At 36.3% G+C, this 23,774-nt stretch carries 10 protein-coding genes; all 10 read left to right on the forward strand.

Going from position 1 to position 23,774, the window contains the following annotated elements:
• The first annotated feature begins 21 nt into the window (after positions 1–21).
• The 10 genes from GR162_RS03135 to ruvA all read left to right on the forward strand — a co-directional run bounded on the left by GR162_RS03135 (position 22) and on the right by ruvA (position 23,754).
• A complete protein-coding gene (locus GR162_RS03135) occupies positions 22–1,824 on the forward strand; it encodes a cbb3-type cytochrome c oxidase subunit I (RefSeq protein WP_008466848.1) in 1,803 nt (600 codons plus the stop codon).
• 106 nt (positions 1,825–1,930) lie between these two features.
• Positions 1,931–2,953: a Holliday junction branch migration DNA helicase RuvB gene (gene ruvB, locus GR162_RS03140; protein WP_111379234.1), complete on the forward strand. Its 1,023-nt coding sequence runs from the start codon at positions 1,931–1,933 to the stop codon at positions 2,951–2,953.
• An 11-nt stretch (positions 2,954–2,964) separates the two neighbouring features.
• Positions 2,965–4,314, forward strand: a complete 1,350-nt coding sequence (locus GR162_RS03145; protein ID WP_160780951.1) for a cytochrome P450 — start codon at positions 2,965–2,967, stop codon at positions 4,312–4,314.
• On the forward strand, positions 4,311–5,234 hold the full coding sequence (gene queG / locus GR162_RS03150) for a tRNA epoxyqueuosine(34) reductase QueG (protein WP_111379232.1): 924 nt from the start codon (positions 4,311–4,313) through the stop codon (positions 5,232–5,234). Before GR162_RS03145 ends, queG begins: the two co-directional genes overlap by 4 nt.
• A 513-nt stretch (positions 5,235–5,747) precedes the next feature.
• Positions 5,748–16,760, forward strand: coding sequence for a gliding motility-associated C-terminal domain-containing protein (locus GR162_RS03155; protein WP_160780952.1), 11,013 nt, complete (start codon positions 5,748–5,750; stop codon positions 16,758–16,760).
• Between the two features lie 47 nt (positions 16,761–16,807).
• The gene (locus GR162_RS03160) at positions 16,808–17,719 is read left to right on the forward strand and encodes a type IX secretion system membrane protein PorP/SprF (protein WP_160780953.1); all 912 of its coding nucleotides are present in this window, start codon (positions 16,808–16,810) and stop codon (positions 17,717–17,719) included.
• A gap of 8 nt (positions 17,720–17,727) precedes the next feature.
• A complete protein-coding gene (locus GR162_RS03165; protein ID WP_160780954.1) occupies positions 17,728–19,740 on the forward strand; it encodes an OmpA family protein in 2,013 nt (670 codons plus the stop codon).
• A 481-nt stretch (positions 19,741–20,221) separates the two neighbouring features.
• The gene (locus GR162_RS03170; RefSeq protein WP_008467377.1) at positions 20,222–20,647 is read left to right on the forward strand and encodes a CBS domain-containing protein; all 426 of its coding nucleotides are present in this window, start codon (positions 20,222–20,224) and stop codon (positions 20,645–20,647) included.
• Positions 20,648–20,801: 154 nt separating this feature from the next.
• Entirely contained in the window at positions 20,802–23,093 is a 2,292-nt protein-coding gene (locus tag GR162_RS03175) for an NADP-dependent malic enzyme (protein WP_160780955.1), read from the forward strand.
• A gap of 79 nt (positions 23,094–23,172) precedes the next feature.
• Complete coding sequence (gene ruvA / locus GR162_RS03180) at positions 23,173–23,754, forward strand: Holliday junction branch migration protein RuvA (protein ID WP_160780956.1); 582 nt, start codon at positions 23,173–23,175, stop codon at positions 23,752–23,754.
• Positions 23,755–23,774: the final 20 nt, after the last annotated feature.

Raw genomic sequence — 23,774 nt, forward strand, 5'->3', positions numbered from 1 at the left:
GAAAATTTAAAGTACAAATATATGTCAGCAGAAGCGCACGGTCACGATCACGGACACGATCACGAGCACGAACATCATCATAAGGACACGTTCATTACTAAATATATTTTTAGTATTGATCACAAAATGATTGCTAAACAATACTTGATTACTGGTATTGTTATGGGAGTAATTGGGATTGCAATGTCCTTGCTTTTTAGAATGCAGTTAGCGTGGCCAGAAGAATCTTTCAAAATATTTAATGTTTTATTAGGAGATAAATTTGCACCTGATGGTGTAATGGCAAATGATATTTATCTGGCTTTGGTTACAATTCACGGTACCATCATGGTATTCTTTGTACTGACGGCAGGTTTGAGTGGAACATTCAGTAACTTATTGATTCCACTTCAAATTGGAGCAAGAGATATGGCATCTGGATTTATGAATATGATTTCATACTGGTTGTTTTTCTTGTCAGCAGTTGTAATGTTATGTTCATTATTTGTTGAAGCTGGACCAGCTTCTGCAGGATGGACAATCTACCCTCCATTAAGTGCATTGCCTCAAGCAATTCCTGGATCTGGAACAGGTATGACATTATGGTTAGTATCTATGGCTATTTTCATCGCATCTTCATTGATGGGATCTTTAAATTACATTGTTACTGTACTTAACTTAAGAACTAAAGGAATGTCTATGACTAGACTTCCTCTTACAATCTGGACATTTTTCGTAACAGCTATTATTGGTGTTATTTCATTCCCAGTTTTATTATCTGCAGCTTTATTATTGATTTTCGATAGAAGTTTTGGTACTTCATTCTTCTTATCTGATATCTATATTGCTGGAGAGGTTTTACACTACCAAGGAGGTTCTCCTGTATTGTTTGAGCACTTATTCTGGTTCTTAGGTCACCCTGAAGTTTACATCGTAATCTTACCAGCGATGGGTCTTGTTTCAGAAATTATGGCTACAAATGCTCGTAAACCAATTTTCGGTTATAGAGCGATGATTATGTCAGTTCTTGCAATTGCATTCTTGTCAACTATCGTTTGGGGTCACCACATGTTTATTTCAGGTATGAATCCTTTTTTAGGGTCTGTATTTACTTTCACAACTTTATTGATTGCAATCCCTTCTGCTGTAAAAGCATTTAACTGGATTACAACTTTATGGAAAGGTAACTTACAATTCAACCCAGCGATGTTATTCTCTATCGGAATGGTTTCTACTTTCATCACTGGAGGTTTAACAGGTATCATTTTAGGAGATAGTACATTAGATATTAACGTTCACGATACTTACTTCGTAATTGCTCACTTTCACTTAGTAATGGGTATCTCTGCACTTTACGGAATGTTTGCTGGTATTTACCACTGGTTCCCTAAAATGTACGGAAGAATGTTAAACAAAAACTTAGGTTACATCCACTTCTGGGTAACTGCAGTTTGTGCTTATGGAGTTTTCTTTCCAATGCACTTTATCGGATTAGCTGGTTTACCAAGACGTTATTATACTAATACAAACTTCCCATTATTTGATGATTTACAAAATGTGAATGTTTTAATTACAACATTTGCTCTTGTAGGAGGTGCGTTCCAATTAGTATTCTTATACAACTTCTTTAGCAGTATTTTCTACGGTAAAAAAGCAACTCAAAACCCATGGAAATCTACTACTTTAGAGTGGACTACACCAGTTGAGCATATTCACGGAAACTGGCCAGGAGAAATTCCTCACGTATATCGTTGGCCGTATGACTACAGTAACCCTAATCACGATGTAGATTTTGTTCCTCAAAATGTACCAATGAAAGAAGGTGAAGAAGTTTTACACCACTAGAAATAATCAAAGGCTGTCAGAAATGACAGCTTTTTTTGTTTAGTTAAAGTTTTAATCGTTCAGTTTAACTATTTTAGAAACTGATTAGTTTATATATCTTTGTGGGATGAATGAAAATCTAGATCCTACTACTAAAGGATATAACTCAGAAGAGTTAGATCTTGAAAAAAGATTGCGTCCGCTGTCATTTGATGATTTTGCCGGACAAGATCAAGTTTTGGAAAATTTGAAAGTCTTTGTTGCCGCGGCCAACCAGCGTGGAGAAGCGCTTGACCATGCCCTTTTTCATGGTCCTCCAGGTCTAGGAAAAACTACTTTGGCAAATATCTTAGCCAATGAGTTACAAGTTGGTATTAAAATTACTTCTGGTCCAGTATTGGATAAACCAGGTGATTTGGCTGGTCTGCTGACAAACTTAGACGAAAGAGATGTTTTGTTCATTGATGAGATTCATAGACTTAGTCCTGTTGTTGAAGAATACTTGTATTCTGCGATGGAAGACTTCAAGATTGATATTATGATTGAATCGGGGCCAAATGCAAGAACGGTTCAAATCAATTTAAATCCTTTTACTTTGATTGGAGCAACAACACGATCAGGATTATTGACTGCTCCAATGCGTGCACGTTTTGGAATATCTTCGAGATTACAATATTATACTACTGAACTTTTAACCACTATTGTTGAAAGAAGTGCTTCTATATTAAAAATGCCTATTGATCTAGAGGCGGCTATTGAAATTGCTGGAAGAAGCCGTGGAACTCCACGTATCGCAAATGCTTTATTAAGGAGAGTTCGTGATTTTGCGCAGATAAAAGGGAACGGAAGAATTGATATAGAAATTTCTAGATATGCCTTAAAAGCACTTAATGTAGATGCTCATGGTCTGGATGAAATGGATAATAAAATACTGCTTACGATTATCAATAAGTTTAAAGGAGGGCCGGTTGGACTTTCAACTTTAGCGACGGCGGTTAGCGAAAGCAGTGAAACTATTGAAGAAGTGTACGAACCTTTTTTAATTCAAGAAGGATTTATCATGAGAACGCCTCGAGGAAGAGAAGTTACGGATAAGGCTTATAAACATCTTGGAAAAGTAAATACAAATAATCAGGGGGAATTATTTTAACACATATAGAAATGTCTATAAGTAAAAAATATAATTATCCGCCAAAACTTTCTATTCTAAGATTTTTTGTGGATGCAGAAGGAGTTCGTAGAAATCCGATACCTTATCATGAAAAATATTTTGAGCGTTTTGGAGATTCTTTTTCTATACGAATAGGAAAATCAAGACACATTATCTTATCAAGAGATAATGATATTGCTCAATATATACTACAGAAAAATCAGAGGAATTATTATAAATCCAAATTTCAATCTGTTTATCTTTCTAAATATTTAGGCAAAGGTCTTTTAACGGTTGATGGGGAATTTTGGCTGAAACAAAGAAGACTTATTCAACCTGCTTTTCATAAGCAAAAAATGAATCAGTTAGTTGATAACATGAAGCTAACTATCGTGTCTGAGCTAAAAGAAATTGTTACAGATAAAAAAGTTAATCTTTTTCCTATGATGAGTGAAGTAGCATTTAATGTTGTTGCTAAATCATTATTTCAATTTTCTATTGAAGAAGAAAAGCTTAATCGTATAAAATACATTATTGAAGCTGTTCAGAATTTTCTAATCAAAGAAATTAGATTACCCCATAAGGCATGGTGGTTTTCGATTAGTGGCCAAGTAAAAAAACACCTTCAGTTAGCAGAAGAAAACGATGAGATCATAAGAAGTATCATAGAAGAAAGAGTTGTTTCTCGAAATAAAGTGAATGATTTGTTGAACATGCTTTTGGAAACTCGTTATGAAGATACTGGCGAAGGTATGTCTGTTGAGCAGCTAATAGATGAGATTAAAATTCTTTTTATAGCTGGACATGAAACAACTGCTAATGCTTTGACTTTTACATTGCAATTGCTAGGAAGTCATTTAGATGTACAGCAAAAAGTATTTGAAGAAATCCTTAAAGTTGAATCGGAAAGTGAGGATGTTGTAGAGCGGCTCCAAAAAATGACTTATATAAATGCAGTTTTGAATGAATCAATGCGTTTGTATCCGCCTGCTTGGATTACTGACCGACAAAATGTTGAAGATGATGTTTTAGGAAAGTTTACTATCAAAAAAGATACGCTTATAGGTGTTTCTTTTTATGAATTACATCGAAATCCAAAATATTGGGATAATCCAGATCAGTTTAATCCAGACCGCTTTTTAGGAGAACAAAAAAAACAGTCTATGCAATATTTTTATCCCTTTGGAGCAGGACCAAGAATGTGCATTGGTGCTGGTTTTGCTATTTATGAAATGTGTTTAGCGATTTGTCATATTATCAAAAAATATAAAGTTGTTTCAGTACAAAATACAGTCAATTTTAATCCTTTGATTACCTTAAAGCCTGTTGGTGTTGAAGTTGTTTTTTATGAAAGATCATGATTAATTCTAAAGAAAAATATTCGAAATTTATAAAAGAAGAAGCCAAAAGACTTGGCTTTCTTTCTTGTGGTATTTCGAAAGCAGGTTTTTTAGAAGAAGAAGCGCCTCGACTTGAAAATTGGCTAAAAAATAATCGAAATGGTCAAATGGCTTATATGGAAAACCATTTTGACAAGCGCTTAGATCCGACTTTATTGGTTGATGATGGTAAAAGTGTTGTCTCGCTTTTACTGAATTATTATCCAGATTCATTTCAAAATGATGAAAGTTTTAAGATTTCTAAATATGCCTACGGACAAGATTATCATTTTGTAATTAAAGATAAGTTAAAAGAACTTCTTCATTCTATTCAAGAAAATATTGGTGAAGTTTCAGGACGTGCTTTTGTCGATTCCGCTCCAGTTTTGGATAAAGCTTGGGCAGCCAAAAGTGGTTTAGGCTGGATTGGAAAAAATAGTAATTTGATTACCCAGAAAGTAGGATCTTTTTACTTCATAGCCGAACTCATTATTGATTTAGAATTAGAATATGATCATGCCGTTACAGATCATTGCGGTTCTTGTACCGCATGTATTGACGCTTGTCCTACACAGGCAATTGTAGCTCCCTACATTGTAGATGGAAGTAAATGCATTTCGTATTACACCATCGAATTAAAAGAAAATCTTCCAGAAGAAATGAAAGGAAAATTTGATGAATGGATGTTTGGCTGTGATACTTGCCAAGATGTTTGTCCATGGAATCGATTTTCAAAACCACACTCAGAACCTTTGTTTAATCCGAATCCAGACCTGCTTTCTTTTACTAAAAAAGACTGGTTAGAAATTACAGAGGAGACTTTTCGAACAGTCTTTAAAAATTCCCCTATCAAAAGAACCAAATTTGATGGTTTAAAGCGTAACATTAAATTTTTACAATAGTATTTTGATATGTCTTTTGGTGTTATGTTATTGATTGTCAACCATTTTTAAGAATAGGTTTCTTTTTTATTCTTTCTGTTTCTTACGTTTAATTACTTATTTGTCAATAAATTCTGTAAGAATTTTAAATTATCGTAATTATTTAAGAAAATACAGCTGTTTCATTATCAAATGTTTATAAAAAATTGATTTTCAAGTGATGAACAATTGTTAAAAACTGTTGTTTGACGACTTTATGTGCACTTTGTCGGAATAATGAGGTAAGGTTTCATTCCTCGATATACTTTCGCGCTTTCCAAATCTACTTAATTTAAAACCAGAAAGACTTTTTTAGTCTTTTTCAATACAATGTCATGGTCTACATAATGTCCTTTTTTTGTGTAAGTCTCAGAAAAACTTTTTCAAGTTTTTCAAAATCTAATTTATTTTTTTTCACGTATCTCACCCATATGCTAGAAACGATCATCCGTTTTTTAGTATCCGAAATTTCTGTTCCACAAACACAAATCGTCTATGCGTAACTCTACTTTTTGTAAGTCTGGATTTTCCAGGCTAATTCTTTTTATCTTATTCGCCACATTACCAATAACTTCATTTTCCCAAGTATGCGGAACTCCTGGAGTTGATGGACCTGTTGCAGTGTCAAGTTCTGTAAATACGTACTATCCAATTTCAGGCAATATTACGATGAATGCAGGAGCGCAGTCTGTGTTTTTATCAGCTGTACCGGCAACAGACCAGTATTCAAACAATTTTGGGTCAACTCCGATTTCAGTTGGAGATTTGATTTTAATTATTCAAATGCAGGATGCAACTATAAATTATATAAATACAGATAGTTATGGTTCAGGAACTTCCAATAGCGGTCCAGATAATCTCGGAGGTACAGGATTTACATCTCTCGGCAACACTGGAGTTTTTGAGTATGTTATTGCGACAAACAATGTGCCGCTAACGGGCGGAAATTTGACATTCAAAGGGACTGGCACTAATGGAGGTGTCTTAAATAGTTTTTATAATGCAGATCCAACTGCCTCAAGAGGTAAGAGAACTTTTCAAGTGGTTAGAGTGCCACAATACTCTAATTTAACGCTTACAGCCAATATCACTACACCACCTTTTAATGGAGTTGCTGGTGGTATTATCGCTTTTAATGTCTCTGGAACTTTTAATTTTAATGGTTTTAGTATTGATGGTAGTGCGAGAGGTTTTAGGGGAGGATATAGTCCAAAAGCAGATTCGAATGCTAACGATTCTAAAACTTATGTTGGTGATTCATCGAAAAGTACTATTTCTGGAAAAGGAGAGGGAATAGCCGGTACGCCTAAATACATGTGGGATGGCTTTAATCAGGTTGCTAACACGATTGAAGGAATGCCAGGCGGCTCTGCCGGAAGAGGTGCTCCTGCTAATGCTGGAGGGGGAGGTAATGACCATAATACCGGTGGCGGTGGCGGTGGTAATGGCGGATTTGGGGGTCTTGGTGGTGCTGGATGGCAAGGTGCAGGCGGAGATGCTCTTTCTAATAAACTTACTGGAGGTGGAAGACCTGGATCAAAATCTTTTATTACAGAACTAAAATTCCCAAGACTTACTATGGGAGGCGGTGGTGGCGCCGGCGACGCAAATAATGCATCATCAGGTGTAAAAGGTGGTGTTGGCGGAGCAATTATTCTTATTAATGCTGGTAATGTTTTAGGCAAAGGTACAATTTATGCAAATGGAGGAAAAGGAGCTCCTGGAACTTATTCTGGTTCGCCAGATGGCGCAGGTGGTGGTGGAGCTGGAGGAACAGTTCTTTTAAACGTTTCTAATAATAGTACCGCAGATATTAAAATAGAGGCAAATGGAGGTGATGGTGGAAATACAGAAAATGATGATAATAACGAACACGGACCAGGTGGTGGTGGTGGTGGTGGAATCATCTGTCATAATGTTTCAAGCACAGTAACTATTGCAACAAGCGTCCTTGGTGGTGCGGCAGGTAAATCTAATGCTGGAAAAGGAATCAATCACGGCGCTGTAGCAGGAACAGTTGGTTATGTGTCAACTTTTACAGTAGCAGACGTACCGCCAAATTTACAGGTTAATGCAAACTGCTTTCCAGTTCTTGAGACTAAAGTGAAAACATTATTGACTACTGCGATTTGTAATTCTATTGATGAAGAAGTTTCATATGAAATCGAAATAAAAAATACGGGAGCAGGAAATGCAGCTGGAGTGATGTTGGATTTTAGTTTTCCAACGGGCATCGAATTTGATTCAGCTACTGCAGCTTATTCTACAGGAGCTTCTGGACCAGCAGGAACTTTAGCTAATTCTGCAACTGCTACCGCCGATAATCCTGTTTTTGGAGGATTTAATATTGCGCAAAACGGAGTTGTTACGATAACTTTAGTTGGAAAAGTGGCATCTTCTATGGCAGCGGGTACTTATAGTTCAAGTGCACAAGCTTTATATCTAGATCCAACACGTACAACTGCCAATTCTACTAGAAAAATAACTGCATTTACCAATGCTTATGGTGCTGCAAATAAAACTTACGAAGGAACTGGGCAATCAAATGTTCCTGGTGTGAATTTTAATGGAAATAGCACTGCTGTTGACGATATTGCAATTTTAGGTTTGCCTGCAGCTCCTACAGTAAGTGTAACCCAAACTACTTGTGCATCTCCAACAGGAACTATAACTGTTAATACACCAGCAAATGGTTCAGGAATAAGCTATACATTAACAGGGACTGATCCTGTATCTTCTCCAATGAGTAATACAAATGGTATTTTTTCTGGATTGGTTCCAGGAACTTATTCTATTACTACAACAAATGCACAAGGATGTACTTCTGCTCCTAATGCCGGAATTGTTGTTAATGCTGTTGCAGGAGCGCCAACGGCTACAGGTATAACTATTTGTCAAAATGGAACTGGATTATTGACAGCTTCTTCTCCATGTGGAACGCCTAATAGCAGTGGAGCAAAAATTGCAAGAGCAGGTAGTAGTGTAAATACTACTGGAACACTTTCTTGGTCTAATCCTTCGAGAGTGACTTCTAATGATTCAAGCTATGCATCTGCAACTGTTAATAGTGGAGGGAATACCACTGTTGCGACAAGGTCTCTTCAAGGAACAGATTTTGATTTTAATATTCCTACGAATGCTGCAATTACTGGAATTCAAGTTACAATTGGTCGTTATAGTAGTACTGCCAGCTCTACTGTGAATGTTAAAGATAATGTTGTTAGTTTAATTAAAGCAGGAAATGTTATTGGTGAAAATAAAGGTATCACAGGATCTAATTGGTCAACAAGTTCTACTTCTGCAGCAAATTATGGTGGATCATCAGATTTATGGAATACCACTTGGACTCCTGCAGATATTAATAATTCAAATTTTGGAATTGCTTTATCTGCAAGTATCACTAGAACATCAAGTAATGACATTACTGCCTATGTAGATTATATGCAGATTACTGTAAATTATACTATAGGTGGAATTGAATGGTATACTACATCAACTGGAGGTTCATCGATTTATACTGGCTCTTCATTTAACCCAGTAGGAGTTGCAGGATCAGGATTGACAAACACTGCTACTGAAGGAACAAAAACATATTATGCGGCTTGTTCAGGTAATTCAAATTGTAGAGCAGCGGTAAATTTCGTTATTAATGCAAAACCAACAATAACAGGAGTTTCTCCTGCATCAAGATGTGGAACTGGAGAAGTAACTTTGGGCGCTGAAGCATCAGCAGGAATTATCAATTGGTATGCTGCATCAACAGGAGGAGTATCATTAGGGACAGGAGAGAGTTTTACTACGCCAAGTTTATCTGCAACAACTTCTTATTATGTTGAAGCAACAGATAATGGCTGTACAACGCCAGCAAGAACTGAAGTTAAAGCAACAATAAATATAATACCAACAATAAATTCGACAACAGAGGCTTCAAATTGTGGTGCAGGATCATTACAATTAAAAGCAACCGCCTCAACAGGTGCAACTATTAATTGGTATGCAGATCCTACGACTTTGACAGTATTAGGAACTGGAGCAACTTTTAACACTCCAACTTTATCAGCTACTACAACTTACTATGTGGGTGCAGTAACAGCTGCAGGTTGTACTTCAACATCAAGAATTGCTGTTGCAGCGGTTATAAATACCCCTTCTAGCATTGTATTTACAAGTGGCACTCGAAATCCAACGGTTTGTTCTGGAGCATCAGTCCCTAGTGCTGTTTATACTTTTGGAGGAAGTGCTACAAATGCTACAGTATCTAACTTGCCTGCAGGATTATCTGCTGCGGTCGATACTAATGCAAAAACAATTACAATTTCTGGAACCCCAACAGCAGGAGGCACTTACACCATTACAACTGTTGGACATACTGCACCTTGTACAGAAGCAACAATTCAAGGAACTGTAACTTTAACGCCAAATGTGACAATTTCACCATTCTCTCCTACAACATCTTCTCGTTGCCAAGGAGCAGGAACAGATACAAGAACCACAACTGCAAGTAATTCAACAAGTATTAGTTATAATCTGGATCCTGCAAGTATCGCAGGGGGTAATACAATTAATGCTACAACGGGAGTGGTGACGTACGCTGCAAATTGGTCAGGAACAACTACAATCACAGCAAGTGCTGCGGGATGTAACGGACCTGCGACTACTACACATATTGTAACCGTAAATGCATTGCCGACCGCGACTATAACTGGAAATTTAACGGCCTGTTTAACCACAACATTGACAGCGGCTACAAATGCAAGTTCAGCGACTTATGTTTGGTACAGAAACAATGCTGTAATTTCTGGGCAAACTTCTTCTTCATTAGTTGTAAACTCTGACGGAGATTATAAAGTAAAAGTTAAAAATACAGTAACAAGCTGCGAGCAAACATCGGCTGTTTCAACAGTTAAAGTTAGTGATACAGAAAAACCTGCAAAACCAACATTAGCCGATATTACAGGAGAATGTTCTGCAACAGCAACAGCTCCAACAACCACAGATAATTGTGCAGGAACGGTGACTGGAACAACGACAGATCCTTTGACTTATAATGCTCAGGGAACTTACACCATTAACTGGACTTTTAATGACGGTAACGGAAACACAGAAACAGCTACTCAAAAAGTAATCGTTAAAGACACCCAAAAACCTGCAAAGCCAACATTAGCTGATGTTACAGGAGAATGTTCTGCAACAGCAACAGCTCCAACAACCACAGACATTTGTGCAGGAACAGTAACCGGAACAACGTCAGATCCTTTGACTTATTCAGCTCAGGGAACTTACACCATTAACTGGACTTTTAATGACGGTAACGGAAACACAGAAACAGCTACTCAAAAAGTAATCGTTAAAGACACCCAAAAACCTGCAAAACCAACATTAGCTGATGTTACAGGAGAATGTTCTGCAACAGCAACAGCTCCAACAACCACAGACATTTGTGCAGGAACAGTAACCGGAACAACGTCAGATCCTTTGACTTATTCAGCTCAAGGAACTTATACGATTAACTGGACTTTTAATGACGGTAACGGAAACACAGAAACAGCTACTCAAAAAGTAATCGTTAAAGACACCCAAAAACCTGCAAAACCAATATTGGCTGATGTTACAGGAGAATGTTCTGCAACAGCAACAGCTCCAACAACCACAGACATTTGTGCAGGAACAGTAACCGGAACAACGTCAGATCCTTTGACTTATTCAGCTCAAGGAACTTATACGATTAACTGGACTTTTAACGACGGTAACGGAAATACAGAAACTGCTGCTCAAAAGGTAATCGTTAAAGACACCCAGAAACCTGCAAAACCAATATTGGCTGATATTACAGGAGAATGTTCTGCAACAGCAACAGCTCCTACGACTACAGATAATTGTGCAGGAGCGGTGATTGGAACAACGACAGATCCTTTGACTTATTCAGCTCAGGGAACTTACACCATTAATTGGACTTTTAATGATGGGAACGGAAACACAGAAACAGCGACTCAAAAGGTAATTATTAGTGATATTCAGAAACCATCAATCACATGCCCAGCAGTGGTAGTGGTTTCGGCAGATGCCAATTTATGCACAGCATCAGGAGTTGTTTTAGGAACGCCAACGGTATCAGACAACTGCACCGGAACTGTAACGGTAACAAATGATGCGCCATCAAGTTTTCCAATCGGAAACACGACTGTAACTTGGACAGCAAAAGATGCAGCAGGAAATACACAGACCTGTACGCAAACGGTTAAAGTAATTGGAGCTATTGAAGCAAATGATGATACAATTTCTTCATCAAATGGGGTTATTGGAGGGACTGTTATTGCTAATATTTTTGATAATGATATTTTAAATTGCAATAAAGTAAGCAGAAGTGATATTGATGTAACATTAACTAGTTCTTTACCTCCAGTATTAAATTTCAATGATACAGATGGTTCAGTCTCAGTTAAACCAAATACGCCAACAGGCACTTATACTTTTGACTATTCAATTTGTGAAATTGCGAACAGCGGAAATTGTAATTCGGCTACTGTAACAATTAAAATAGTAAATGATTTAGTTGCTGTTAATGATAATTTCGGAACAAAAACTTCAGGAACGTCAGTGGCAATTATCGGAAATGTAAAATCAAACGACACTTTAGATGGAGCATTTGTTACGTCTGGAAATACAGTTGTTACAATAGATTCATCAGGACCATTGAGTGTTGATGCAAACGGAGATGTAACTTTAGCAGCAAATACGCCAAGCGGAACTTACAGCATCACATACGAAATCTGTGAGAAAAACGCGAATCCTACAAATTGTAAAACAGCAGTTGCGGAAGTTAAAGTTGTAAATATAATAGATGCAGTAATAGATACTATTACTCCAATTAATGGCAACATTGGCGGGACAACGGTATCTCTAATAGGAAACGATACACTAAATGGAAACCAAGCAGTAATTGGAACTAATTCAGGAGAAGTTACAATAAATATTGTAGGCACTTTGCCATCAGGATTGACATTAAATACAAATGGAACTATCACAGTAGCTCCAGGAACTCCAAAAGGAAATTATAGCGTAGAGTATATAATCTGTGAAGTAGACGCAGTTCCAGCAAACTGCGATTCAGTAACTATTACCGTACCGGTTACGGCAGGGAATCTTGTGGCAAATGCAGATGAAATTCCCTCAGTTTTAGGATCAAATACTCCTCAGACATTAGGGAAGAATGTTTTTGACAATGACACTAAAAATGGTCAGCCATTAAATCCGTCAGATGTTACGCTGAAAACTACATCGGCAGATCCAAAAGGATATCTGACTGTAGATGCAGACGGAAGCATTGTTTTAGGAGCAAATCCGCCAGCGGGAGATTATGAGCTGACTTATGAAATCTGCGAGAAACTGAATCCAGACGACTGCAGTTCAAATACTGTGAAAGTGACAGTTGGTTTGCCGGTAATTGATGCAGTTGAAGATGTTATAGCTTCAATAAACGGTAATATCGGAGGAACAACAATTTCATTGACTGCAAATGATAAATTAAATGGAAATCCAATTGTGGTTGGAACAGCTGCAGGAGAAGTTAAGTTTGAAATTATTGGAACGCTTCCGACAGGATTGACATTAAATGCAAATGGAACTATTACTGTTGCGCCAAATACGCCAAAAGGAAATTACAATGTAGAATATAAAATCTGCGAAAACACAAATCCAACAAACTGCGATTCAGTAACTATTACTGTGCCTGTAACAGCAGGAAATCTTGTAGCAAATGCAGATGAAATTCCTTCAGTTTTAGGATCGAATGTTCCTCAGGCATTAGGGAAGAATGTTTTTGACAATGACACAAAAAATGCCCAGCCGTTAAATCCGTCAGATGTTACGCTGAAAACTACATCGGCAGATTCGAAAGGATATCTGACTGTAGATGCAGACGGAAATATTGTTTTAGGAGCTAATCCTCCAGCGGGAGATTATGAGCTGACGTATGAAATCTGCGAGAAACTGAATCCGGACAACTGCAGTTCAAACACTGTGAAAGTGACAGTTGGTTTGCCGGTAATCGATGCGGTTGAAGATGTTATAGCTTCAATAAATGGAAATATCGGAGGAACAACGATTTCATTGGCTGCAAATGATAAATTAAACGGAAATGCAATTGTAGTTGGAACAGGAGCAGGAGAAGTTAAATTTGAAATTATCGGAACGCTTCCGACGGGACTTACGCTAAATTCAGATTACACGATTACAGTTGCGCCTAATACGCCAAAAGGAAATTACAATGTAGAATATAAAATCTGCGAAAACACAAATCCAACAAACTGCGATTCAGTAACTATCACAGTACCTGTAACAGCAGGAAACCTTGTGGCAAATGCAGATGAAATTCCATCAGTTTTAGGATCGAATATTCCTCAGACATTAGGGAAGAATGTTTTTGATAATGACACAAAAAATGCCCAGCCGTTAAATCCATCAGATGTTACACTGAAAACTACATCGGCAGATCCAAAAGGATATCTTACTGTAGATGCAAATGGAAATATTGTTTTAGGAGCTAATCCTCCAGCAGGAGATTATGAGCTGACGTATGAAATCTGTGAGAAATTAAACCCAGACAACTGCAGTTCAAACACTGTGAAAGTGACAGTTGGTTTGCCGGTAATCGATGCAGTTGAAGATGTGATAGCTTCAATAAATGGAAATATTGGAGGAACAACAATTTCATTGACTGCAAATGATAAATTAAACGGAAATGCAATTGTAGTTGGAACAGAAGCAGGAGAAGTTAAATTTGAAATCGTGGGAACGCTTCCGACAGGATTGACATTAAATTCAGATTACACGATTACAGTTGCGCCTAATACGCCAAAAGGAAATTACAATGTAGAATATAAAATCTGCGAAAATACTAATCCAACAAACTGCGATTCAGTAACTATTACCGTACTGGTAACGGCAGGAAACCTTGTGGCAAATGCAGATGAAATTCCATCAGTTTTAGGATCGAATGCTCCTCAGACATTAGGCAAAAACGTTTTTGATAATGACACTAAAAATGGTCAGCCATTAAATCCGTCAGATGTTACGCTGAAAACTACAGCGGCAGATTCGAAAGGATATCTGACTTTAGACACAAACGGAAACATTGTTTTAGGAGCAAATCCTCCAGCAGGAACTTATGAGCTGACTTATGAAATCTGTGAGAAATTAAACCCAGACAACTGCAGTTCAAACACTGTGAAAGTGACAGTTGGTTTGCCGGTAATCGATGCAGTTGAAGATGTTATAGCTTCAATAAATGGAAATATTGGAGGAACAACAATTTCATTGACTGCAAATGATAAATTAAACGGAAATGCAATTGTAGTTGGAACAGGAGCTGGAGAAGTTAAGTTTGAAATTATCGGAACGCTTCCGACAGGATTGACATTAAATTCAGATTATACGATTACAATTGCGCCAAATACACCTGCAGCAGATTATAATGTAGAATATAAAATCTGTGAAAATGCAAATCCAACAAATTGTGATTCTGTAATTACAGTGGTGAAAGTTACAGGTGGAAATCTTGTAGCAAATGAAGATTTAGTGCCATCGGCAGTCGGAGTAAACGTTCCACAGAAAGTAATCAACGTTTTTGAGAATGATACTAAAGATGGAAATAAATTAACGCCATCAGACGTAGATCTTAAAGTAACTCAAGCTGATCCAAAAGGATACTTAACTGTTGATGCAGACGGAAATGTTGTATTAGCACCTAATGCACCAGCAGGAGAATATGAACTGACGTATACAATTTGCGAAAAACTGAATCCGAATAACTGTGATTCAAATACTGTAAAAGTTACAGTTGCAGAACCAAAAATGACAGTAGTTGCAAATAGCTATTGTTCAAACAACGTTCCTTACGTTAACTATACAGTTACGCCAGATAATTTCACGACTAACAATCTATTAACGGTTAAATGGATTGATAGCAATAATAATGTAGTGGCAACACAGACCAATCTGCCATTAAGCGGAAATATTTTATGGCCAGGTGCAGAGATTGACAGTAATAAAAACGGAACAGATTGGCCAGGATGGATTTTAAATAACGGAATATGGTCAGAAGGAGCAGACGGATTTGAAGCTACTAGAAATGGAGTGAAAATTGAGTTTTCATTAAATCCAACTGTTACGGTTTCTGTTGCTTATCCGCCAGCAACGCCAGATTGTAATGCACGTCCAACATTTAGCATTAAAGCGAATAATGATGAAGCGGGACCTGTAAATGTAAAGAAAGGAGCAGATGCTAACATTAATATTTTTGAAAATGACTTACTAAACGGAGCAAAAATTAAAGCTTCAGAAGTTGTTTTATCGGTACCGGTAGTACATCCAAATATTACATTAAATGCAGACGGTTCAATTAACATTGCTGCAAATACAGCAGACGGAGTTTATGAACTGACTTACCAGATTTGTGAAGTTGCCAATGCATCAAATTGCAGTCAAGCAGTAATTAAGATTACCGTTGACAATGTTGTAGATCCAGTTCCGCCAACAGAAAATAAAATTACGTTGAATAATGATAATGATGTTAGTGCAGACGGTATCAATGGTTCATTAGAATTTGTAAATGTTTTAGAAAATGATTTGATAAACGGACAGCCAATAAATCCTGCAGATGTTATAATTAAACCTGTAACAGAAAGCCCATATTTTGAATGGAATGCTGACGGAACGGTAAATGTTAAGCCAAACACGCCAGGAGGAAATTATCCGTTGACTTATCAGGTTTGCGAAAAAGCTAATGGTACAAATTGCTCAACAGCTGTATTAAATGTTTTTGTTGAAGTTCCAGCAATTTCAGTAATCAAAACAGCGGTTTTCAATGACGAAAATAAGAGCGGTTTTGCAAATGCAGGAGAAACCATTACATATAAGTTTACAGTAACCAATACAGGAAATGTGCCTTTAGTTGGAATTACAATAAACGATCCATTGCCAGGAGTGGTTGTTTCTGGACAAGCAATTAATTTGGGAGTGAACGAATCTAACGAAACGAATTTCACGGCAGTCTACAAAATCACTCAAGAAGATATTAATCGAGGCAGTGTAAGTAATCAAGCAACTGTAAAAGGAAGCAGTGTAAGAGGAGTTGTTGTTGAAGATCAGTCAGACGATGCAAGCAATAGTGGAGATAGTCCAACAGTCTTAGACTTAAACGGATGTTCTATTAAAGTAATGAATGCTTTCTCTCCAAACGGAGACAGTAAGAATGCAAGATTTTACATTAGAGGAATTGAATGTTATCCAGACAATACGGTTGAAATCTATAACCGTTGGGGAGTTTTGGTTTTCAATATAGATCAGTATAATAATAACGATCGAGTGTTTGTTGGCTATTCTAACGGACGTTCTACGATCAAACAAACAGATGGTCTTCCGGTTGGAACGTATTTCTATGTCTTAAAATACAAAGACAGCGCTCAGAAGTCTCACCAAGAATCTGGTTACTTATACCTTAATAAATAAAATGGAATACGGCTTAGTTTAGGCTAAGCCGTTTTAAAGCTTAATAAATGAAAAAATTAATTTTAGTTTTTATGTTTTTTTCGATTGTGTCCAATGCGCAGCAAGACGCGCAGTACACGCAATACATGTACAACACAATCGAAGTAAATCCAGCGTATGCAGGTTCACGTGGAGCTTTAAGCGTTTTTGGTTTGTATCGTACGCAATGGATTGGGTTAGATGGAGCGCCAGAAACGAGTACTTTTTCGGTTAATACACCTCTAAAAAATAGCGATTTAGGGCTTGGAGTTTCTTTGGTAAATGATAAAATCGGGCCAACGGTAGAAAATACGCTATCGGCAGATTTGTCTTATACCATTCCTACTTCAGAATCATGGAATTTATCTTTTGGTATCAAAGGAACAGCCAATCTTTTCAATATCGATATTAATAAATTGAGCTATGAAGATCAAGATGATCCGCAGTTTCAGAATCTAAAAAATAAATTTTCGCCAAATGTTGGAGCCGGAATTTATTATCATTCAGATAGAGCTTACATCGGATTATCGGTTCCTAATTTTATAGAAACAAATCGTTATGATTCAAACGACGTGGCTATTTTTAAAGATAAAATCAATTATTATTTAATAGCAGGTTATGTATTTAATTTAGATCGTTTAGAATACATAAAATTCAAACCAGCTTTAATGACCAAAATGGTAGAAGGAGCGCCTTTGCAAGTAGATGTTTCAGGAAATTTCATGTTCAATGACAAATTCGTTTTAGGACTTGCTTATCGTTGGAGCGCATCTGTTAGTGCTATGGCAGGATTTCAAGTGACAAAAGGAATGTATATCGGTTATGGTTACGATCATGAAACTACGCAATTGAGAAAATACAATTCTGGATCTCATGAGATTTTCTTAAGATTCGAATTCTTCAATAATTACAATAAAATGATATCTCCAAGATTCTTTTAATACAACCTATGAAAGCTATAAAATTAATTTTGATCTTTTTACTGTCTAGTTTTATTTCAAATGTGAATGCACAAAACCCATTCACAAACATGAACATAAAATATGCAGATAAAAAATACGAAGAGTACGCTTACGCGGATGCCATAAAAGTTTACGAGAGTTTGGTAACTGAGCAGACTACCGACCAAGGGATAATTCAGCGTTTGGCAAATTCATATTATTTTAATGGAGAACTAAAAAGCGCATTAAAATGGTACGAACAATTATTTATAATAAACGAAAACCAAGATGCTGAATATTTATATCGATATGCACAATCATTAAAATCAGCTGGAGACTATCGTAAGTCTGATGAGATTTTACAGAAATTCAATCATAAAGCAAGTGCAGAAAAAAGAGCAGATTTAATCAGAAGCGATAAAAACTATTTAGAAGATATAAAAGAAAACTCAGGCCGATTTCAAATAGCCGATGCTGGAGTCAATTCTAGATATTCAGATTACGGGAGCGTTGTTTACAATAACAAAATTGTTTTTACTTCTGCGCGCGATACGGGCGGAGTTGTGAAAGCTAATTTTCAATGGACAAACAGATCATTCTCTAGATTATATACAGCCGATTTACTGCCAGACGGAAGTGTTGGAAAACCAGAGCTTTTAGTAAAAAGAAAAAAAGACAACTTTAATGAGTCAAGTCCGATTTTTACAAAAGACGGGCGCACGATGTATTTTACCCGAAATAATTTTACAGACGGTAAAAGAAGAAGCAACGATAAAAACGTAACGCTTCTTAAATTATACAAAGCAGAACTTATCGATAACACATGGCAAAATGTAAAAGAACTTCCGTTCAACAGTGACCAATATAGCACGGCGCATCCAGCTTTAAGTGTCGACGAAAAAACGTTGTATTTCGCATCAGATATGCCAGGAACGTTAGGTCAGTCGGATATTTATAAAGTTGAAATCAATCAAGACGGAACTTTTGGCACGCCAGAAAATTTAGGGCCAGCAATTAATACTGAAGGAAGAGAAACTTTTCCTTTCATTTCTGGAGATAACGAATTGTATTTTGCTTCTGATGGACGTCCAGGTCTAGGTGGATTGGATATTTTTGCTTCAAGAATAAAAGCAAACGGAACTTTTGATGACGTTTTAAATGTTGGAGAACCTGTAAACAGCAAGCAAGACGATTTTGCTTTTAGCATTGACAGTAAAAGCAGAAGCGGTTATTTTTCTTCAAACAGAGAAAACGGACTAGGTTTAGACGATATTTATAGATTTACAGAAACCAGAAGATTAATTTGCGAACAAAATTTATCTGGAACGGTTACTGATGCAGAAACAAATGAGATATTGCCCAATACTTCTCTGACTTTGTTTAATGAAAAATTTGATCCAGTTGGAACAATCACTACAGACGAAAAAGGAAATTACATTTTTCCTGATTTAAGATGTGGTAAGAAATACACCATTAGAACGGCTAAAAACGATTATAATGCCAAAGAAGTTGTGGTATCAATCCTTAAAGAAAAAGGAGAAACTACTCAAATGATTGCATTAAATAAAGTATTTAAACCACTTGTGGCAAAAACTGTAGCGATCAAAAAAACGACAATCAGCCCTGTTAAAGTAGGTTCTATAAGAGTAGGAGTAGATATTGCAAAATTACTAAACCTTCCTATGAATTTCTTTGATTTGGGTAAAGCAACCATCAAGAAAACATCTGAACCGCAATTAATGAAAGTGGTCAATCTTTTAAATGAATATCCAGCTATGAAACTTGATATTCGTTCGCATACCGACAGCCGTTCTTCTTCAGAAAGCAATCAGATTCTTTCAGAAAAAAGAGCACAGTCAACCAAAAATTGGTTAATTCAAAAAGGAATCAGCGAAGACAGACTAACCGCAAAAGGCTATGGAGAAACACAATTAGTAAACAAATGTGCAGACGGAGTAAAATGTACAGAAAAACAGCACATGCAAAATAGACGAAGCGAGTTTATTATTGTTGCGATGTAAAATCATTTTTTTATAAATTACAAAACCCCTTTTTCTACATTGTAGAAAAGGGGTTTTGTGTTATGTATAATCCCTACGGGATAATGGATGGGTGGTGGATTATTTTTTTTCTACCAATCAGTCACTCCTAGCGGAGTGGGTTTCGAATTATATATAATGTGTGAAAAAAACACTCCGCTAGGAGTGACTGATTGGTAGAACGCAAATGTTTATCCGTATTTATAATGTCCCGTAGGGACATTTGATTGGTCAATAAAAATGAAAAAAACTCCGCTAGGAGTTTCTGGTTGGTAAAAGTTAAAAAATCTAATTTTCCTCAAAAAACAATTCTAAACAAATTCATTCTTTACACTATAATTTTGAAAATTTAAATTTTGATGTATTATGTTTAAAATGAATTGGTTATGATTTTAAAAAATCGATTTCGTTGCAGATTGTGTTGGTTTTTGTTTTAACTTTATAAATCTAAAAATTTTTCATTATGACTGTAGATCAAATACTTAAAGCAAAAGGAAGAAATGTTTATTCTATTTTCTCCAATTTAACGGTTTATGATGCGTTAAAAGTTATGGGAGAAAAAAACATTGGGGCAATTTTAGTGATGGATGATAATGTTTTAAAAGGAATATTATCGGAGAGAGATTACGCCCGAAAAATTGTACTGAAAGATAAATCTTCAAAAGAAACTTTTGTTCATGAGATTATGGAAAGTCATGTTTTTACAGTAAAACTTTCAGATAATCTTGAAGATTGTATGGAACTTATGAGCGAAAAAAGAATAAGACACCTGCCTGTTTTAGAAGACGGAAATGTGGTTGGAGTCATTTCAATTAGCGATGTAGTGAAGGCAATTATAGAAATTCAGAAAGACACAATCAACCATTTGAATTCTTATATTTCTCAATAAAGCACACCTAAAAACGATAAAAATTCAAACGAGTCCAATTTCTATTGGACTTTTTTTATTTATTCGAATAGATTTTAGGAAAAGAAAACGCTAAAAAGACGCCATTTTAAAACAAGACTTATATCTTTGTAAGCTAGAATAAAAGCTAAAAACAATGAACAAAGAGAGTAAAAGAAGAGAAGCGTTACTGTATCACGCAGAACCAACTCCAGGAAAAATTCAGGTAGTTCCAACAAAAAAATATGCAACACAAAGAGACTTATCTTTGGCCTATTCGCCAGGAGTTGCAGAACCATGCTTAGAAATCGCAGCAAACAAAGAAGACGTTTATAAATATACAGCAAAAGGAAATTTAGTAGCCGTAATTTCAAACGGTACAGCTGTTTTAGGTCTTGGAAATATTGGTCCAGAAGCAGGAAAACCTGTAATGGAAGGAAAAGGTTTATTGTTTAAAATTTTCTCTGATATTGATGTTTTTGATATCGAAATTGATACAGAAAATGTTGAAGAATTCATTCAGACTGTAAAAAATATCGCTCCGACTTTTGGAGGAATTAATCTTGAAGATATCAAAGCTCCAGAATCTTTTGAAATCGAAAGAAGATTGATCGAAGAATTGGACATTCCAGTTATGCACGACGACCAGCACGGAACAGCAATTATATCTTCTGCAGCTTTAATCAATGCACTTGAATTGGCAGGCAAAAAAGCTGAAGATGTAAAAATGGTAGTTTCTGGTGCAGGATCTGCTGCAATTGCTTGTACAGATTTATATGTTTCGCTTGGAGTAAAAGTAGAGAATATTTTAATGTACAACAGTAAAGGGCTTTTAACAAAAGACAATCCGTCGTTATCAGAGTTACAATTAAAATATGCTATTGATGGAGCTAAAATTCCTTTAGAAGAAGCTGTAAAAGGTGCTGATGTTTTCATCGGATTATCTTCAGGAGGCATTTTATCGCCAGAAATGTTATTGACAATGTCAAATAATCCGATCGTTTTTGCAATGGCAAATCCAAATCCGGAAATTGATTATAATTTGGCTGTAGAAACTCGTAAAGACGTTATTATGGCTACGGGACGTTCAGATTTTCCTAATCAGGTAAATAACGTTTTAGGTTTCCCTTATATCTTTAGAGGGGCACTAGACGTAAGAGCGACAAAAATTAACGAAGAAATGAAAATGGCGGCTGTAAAAGCTTTAGCTATTTTGGCAAAAGAACCAGTTCCAGAGCAGGTAAACGTAGCTTACGGTGCAACAAAACTAGGTTTTGGCCAAGAATATATCATTCCTAAACCATTCGATCCTAGATTGATTACAGTTGTAGCGCCTGCAGTAGCAAGAGCAGCAATGGAATCTGGAGTGGCAAAAAATCCTATTACAGACTGGGCAGCTTATGAAGATGTGTTGCGCGAACGTATGGGTAACGATAACAAAATGGTGCGTTTGATTACTAACCGTGCAAAATTAGATCCTAAAAGAATTGTTTTTGCAGAAGCAGATCAATTAAATGTTTTAAAAGCAGCTCAAATTGTTTACGAAGATGGAATCGGATTCCCAATTTTATTAGGAAACAAAGAAGTGATTTTAGAATTGAAACAAGAATTAGGTTTCGATGCTGATCTTGAGATCATTGATCCTAAAACAGATGAAGAAGCGGAAAGACGTAACCGATTTGCGAAATCATTCTGGGAAACAAGAGGAAGAAGAGGAGTTTCTAAACTGGATGCAGAAAAATTCATGCGCGAAAGAAACTATTTTGCTGCCATGATGGTTAATGAAGGAGAAGCAGATGCATTGGTAACAGGGCACTCAAGAAGTTATCCTTCTGTTGTAAAACCTATGATGCAGTTAATTCCAAAAGCGCAGAACGCTTCACTTATTGCAACAGCAAACATGATGCTTACATCTCGCGGGCCAATGTTCTTGTCAGATACTGCAATCAACATTAATCCATCTGCACAAGATTTGATTAATATTGCAATTATGACGGCAAAAACAGCAAGAATGTTCGGAATAGAGCCGGTTATTGCAATGGTTTCGTTCTCAAACTTCGGATCTTCAACTAGCGAAAGCGCATCAAAAGTGAGAGAAGCTGTAGCTTACTTGCATAAAAATCATCCAGATCTAATTGTTGATGGAGAAATTCAAGCGGATTTTGCTTTAAATCCAGAAATGCTTCAAGAAAAATTCCCATTCTCTAAATTGGCAGGAAAAAAAGTAAATACATTGGTTTTCCCTAATTTAGAATCAGCGAATATCACTTATAAATTATTAAAAGAATTGTACAAAGTGAACTCAATTGGACCTATCATGATGGGTATGGGCAAACCAGTTCACATTTTCCAATTAGGTGCCAGCGTTGAAGAAATGGTGAATATGGCAGCAATCGCTGTTATTGATGCACAGGAAAAAGAAATTAAAAAGAATAAAATAACGCAATAAAACGTTCTTACAAGGATTGAACAAATTTGTCGTAGTTTTATGGCATTTTTGTTATATTTGATACTAATAAACTATATTTATGATAGCACAGTTGCAGGGGAGATTAGTAGAAAAGAATCCTACAGAAGTTGTAATTGATTGTGGAGGAGTTGGTTATCAGGTGAATATATCGCTGCATACCTTCTCTTTAATTTCAAATTCTGAAAATATAAAATTGTATACGCATCTTCAAATTAAAGAAGATGCGCATACTTTATATGGTTTTGCAGAAAAAACCGAGCGTGAAATTTTCAGGATGCTGATTTCTGTTTCAGGAATCGGAGCTGGAATCGCAAGAACAATGCTTTCGTCTATAGAGCCAAAGCAAATTATAAATGCCATTGCATCTGGAGATGTTGGTATAATTCAGTCTATCAAAGGGATTGGAAACAAAACAGCACAAAGGGTTATACTTGATTTAAAGGAAAAAATTGTTAAATTGTATGATATAGATGAAGTTTTTGCTGTTCAAAACAATAGAAACCGAGATGAAGCGTTATCTGCTCTAGAAGTTCTAGGTTTTGTGCGAAAAGCTTCTGAAAAAGTGGTAGAAAGAATCGTAAAAGAAGATCCTGAAGCTACTGCTGAAACAATTATCAAAAAGGCTTTAAAAAGCTTATAATTTTCATTTTATATAAAAGA

This window comes from Flavobacterium sp. HBTb2-11-1 (assembly GCF_009826975.1).
Taxonomy (GTDB): domain Bacteria; phylum Bacteroidota; class Bacteroidia; order Flavobacteriales; family Flavobacteriaceae; genus Flavobacterium.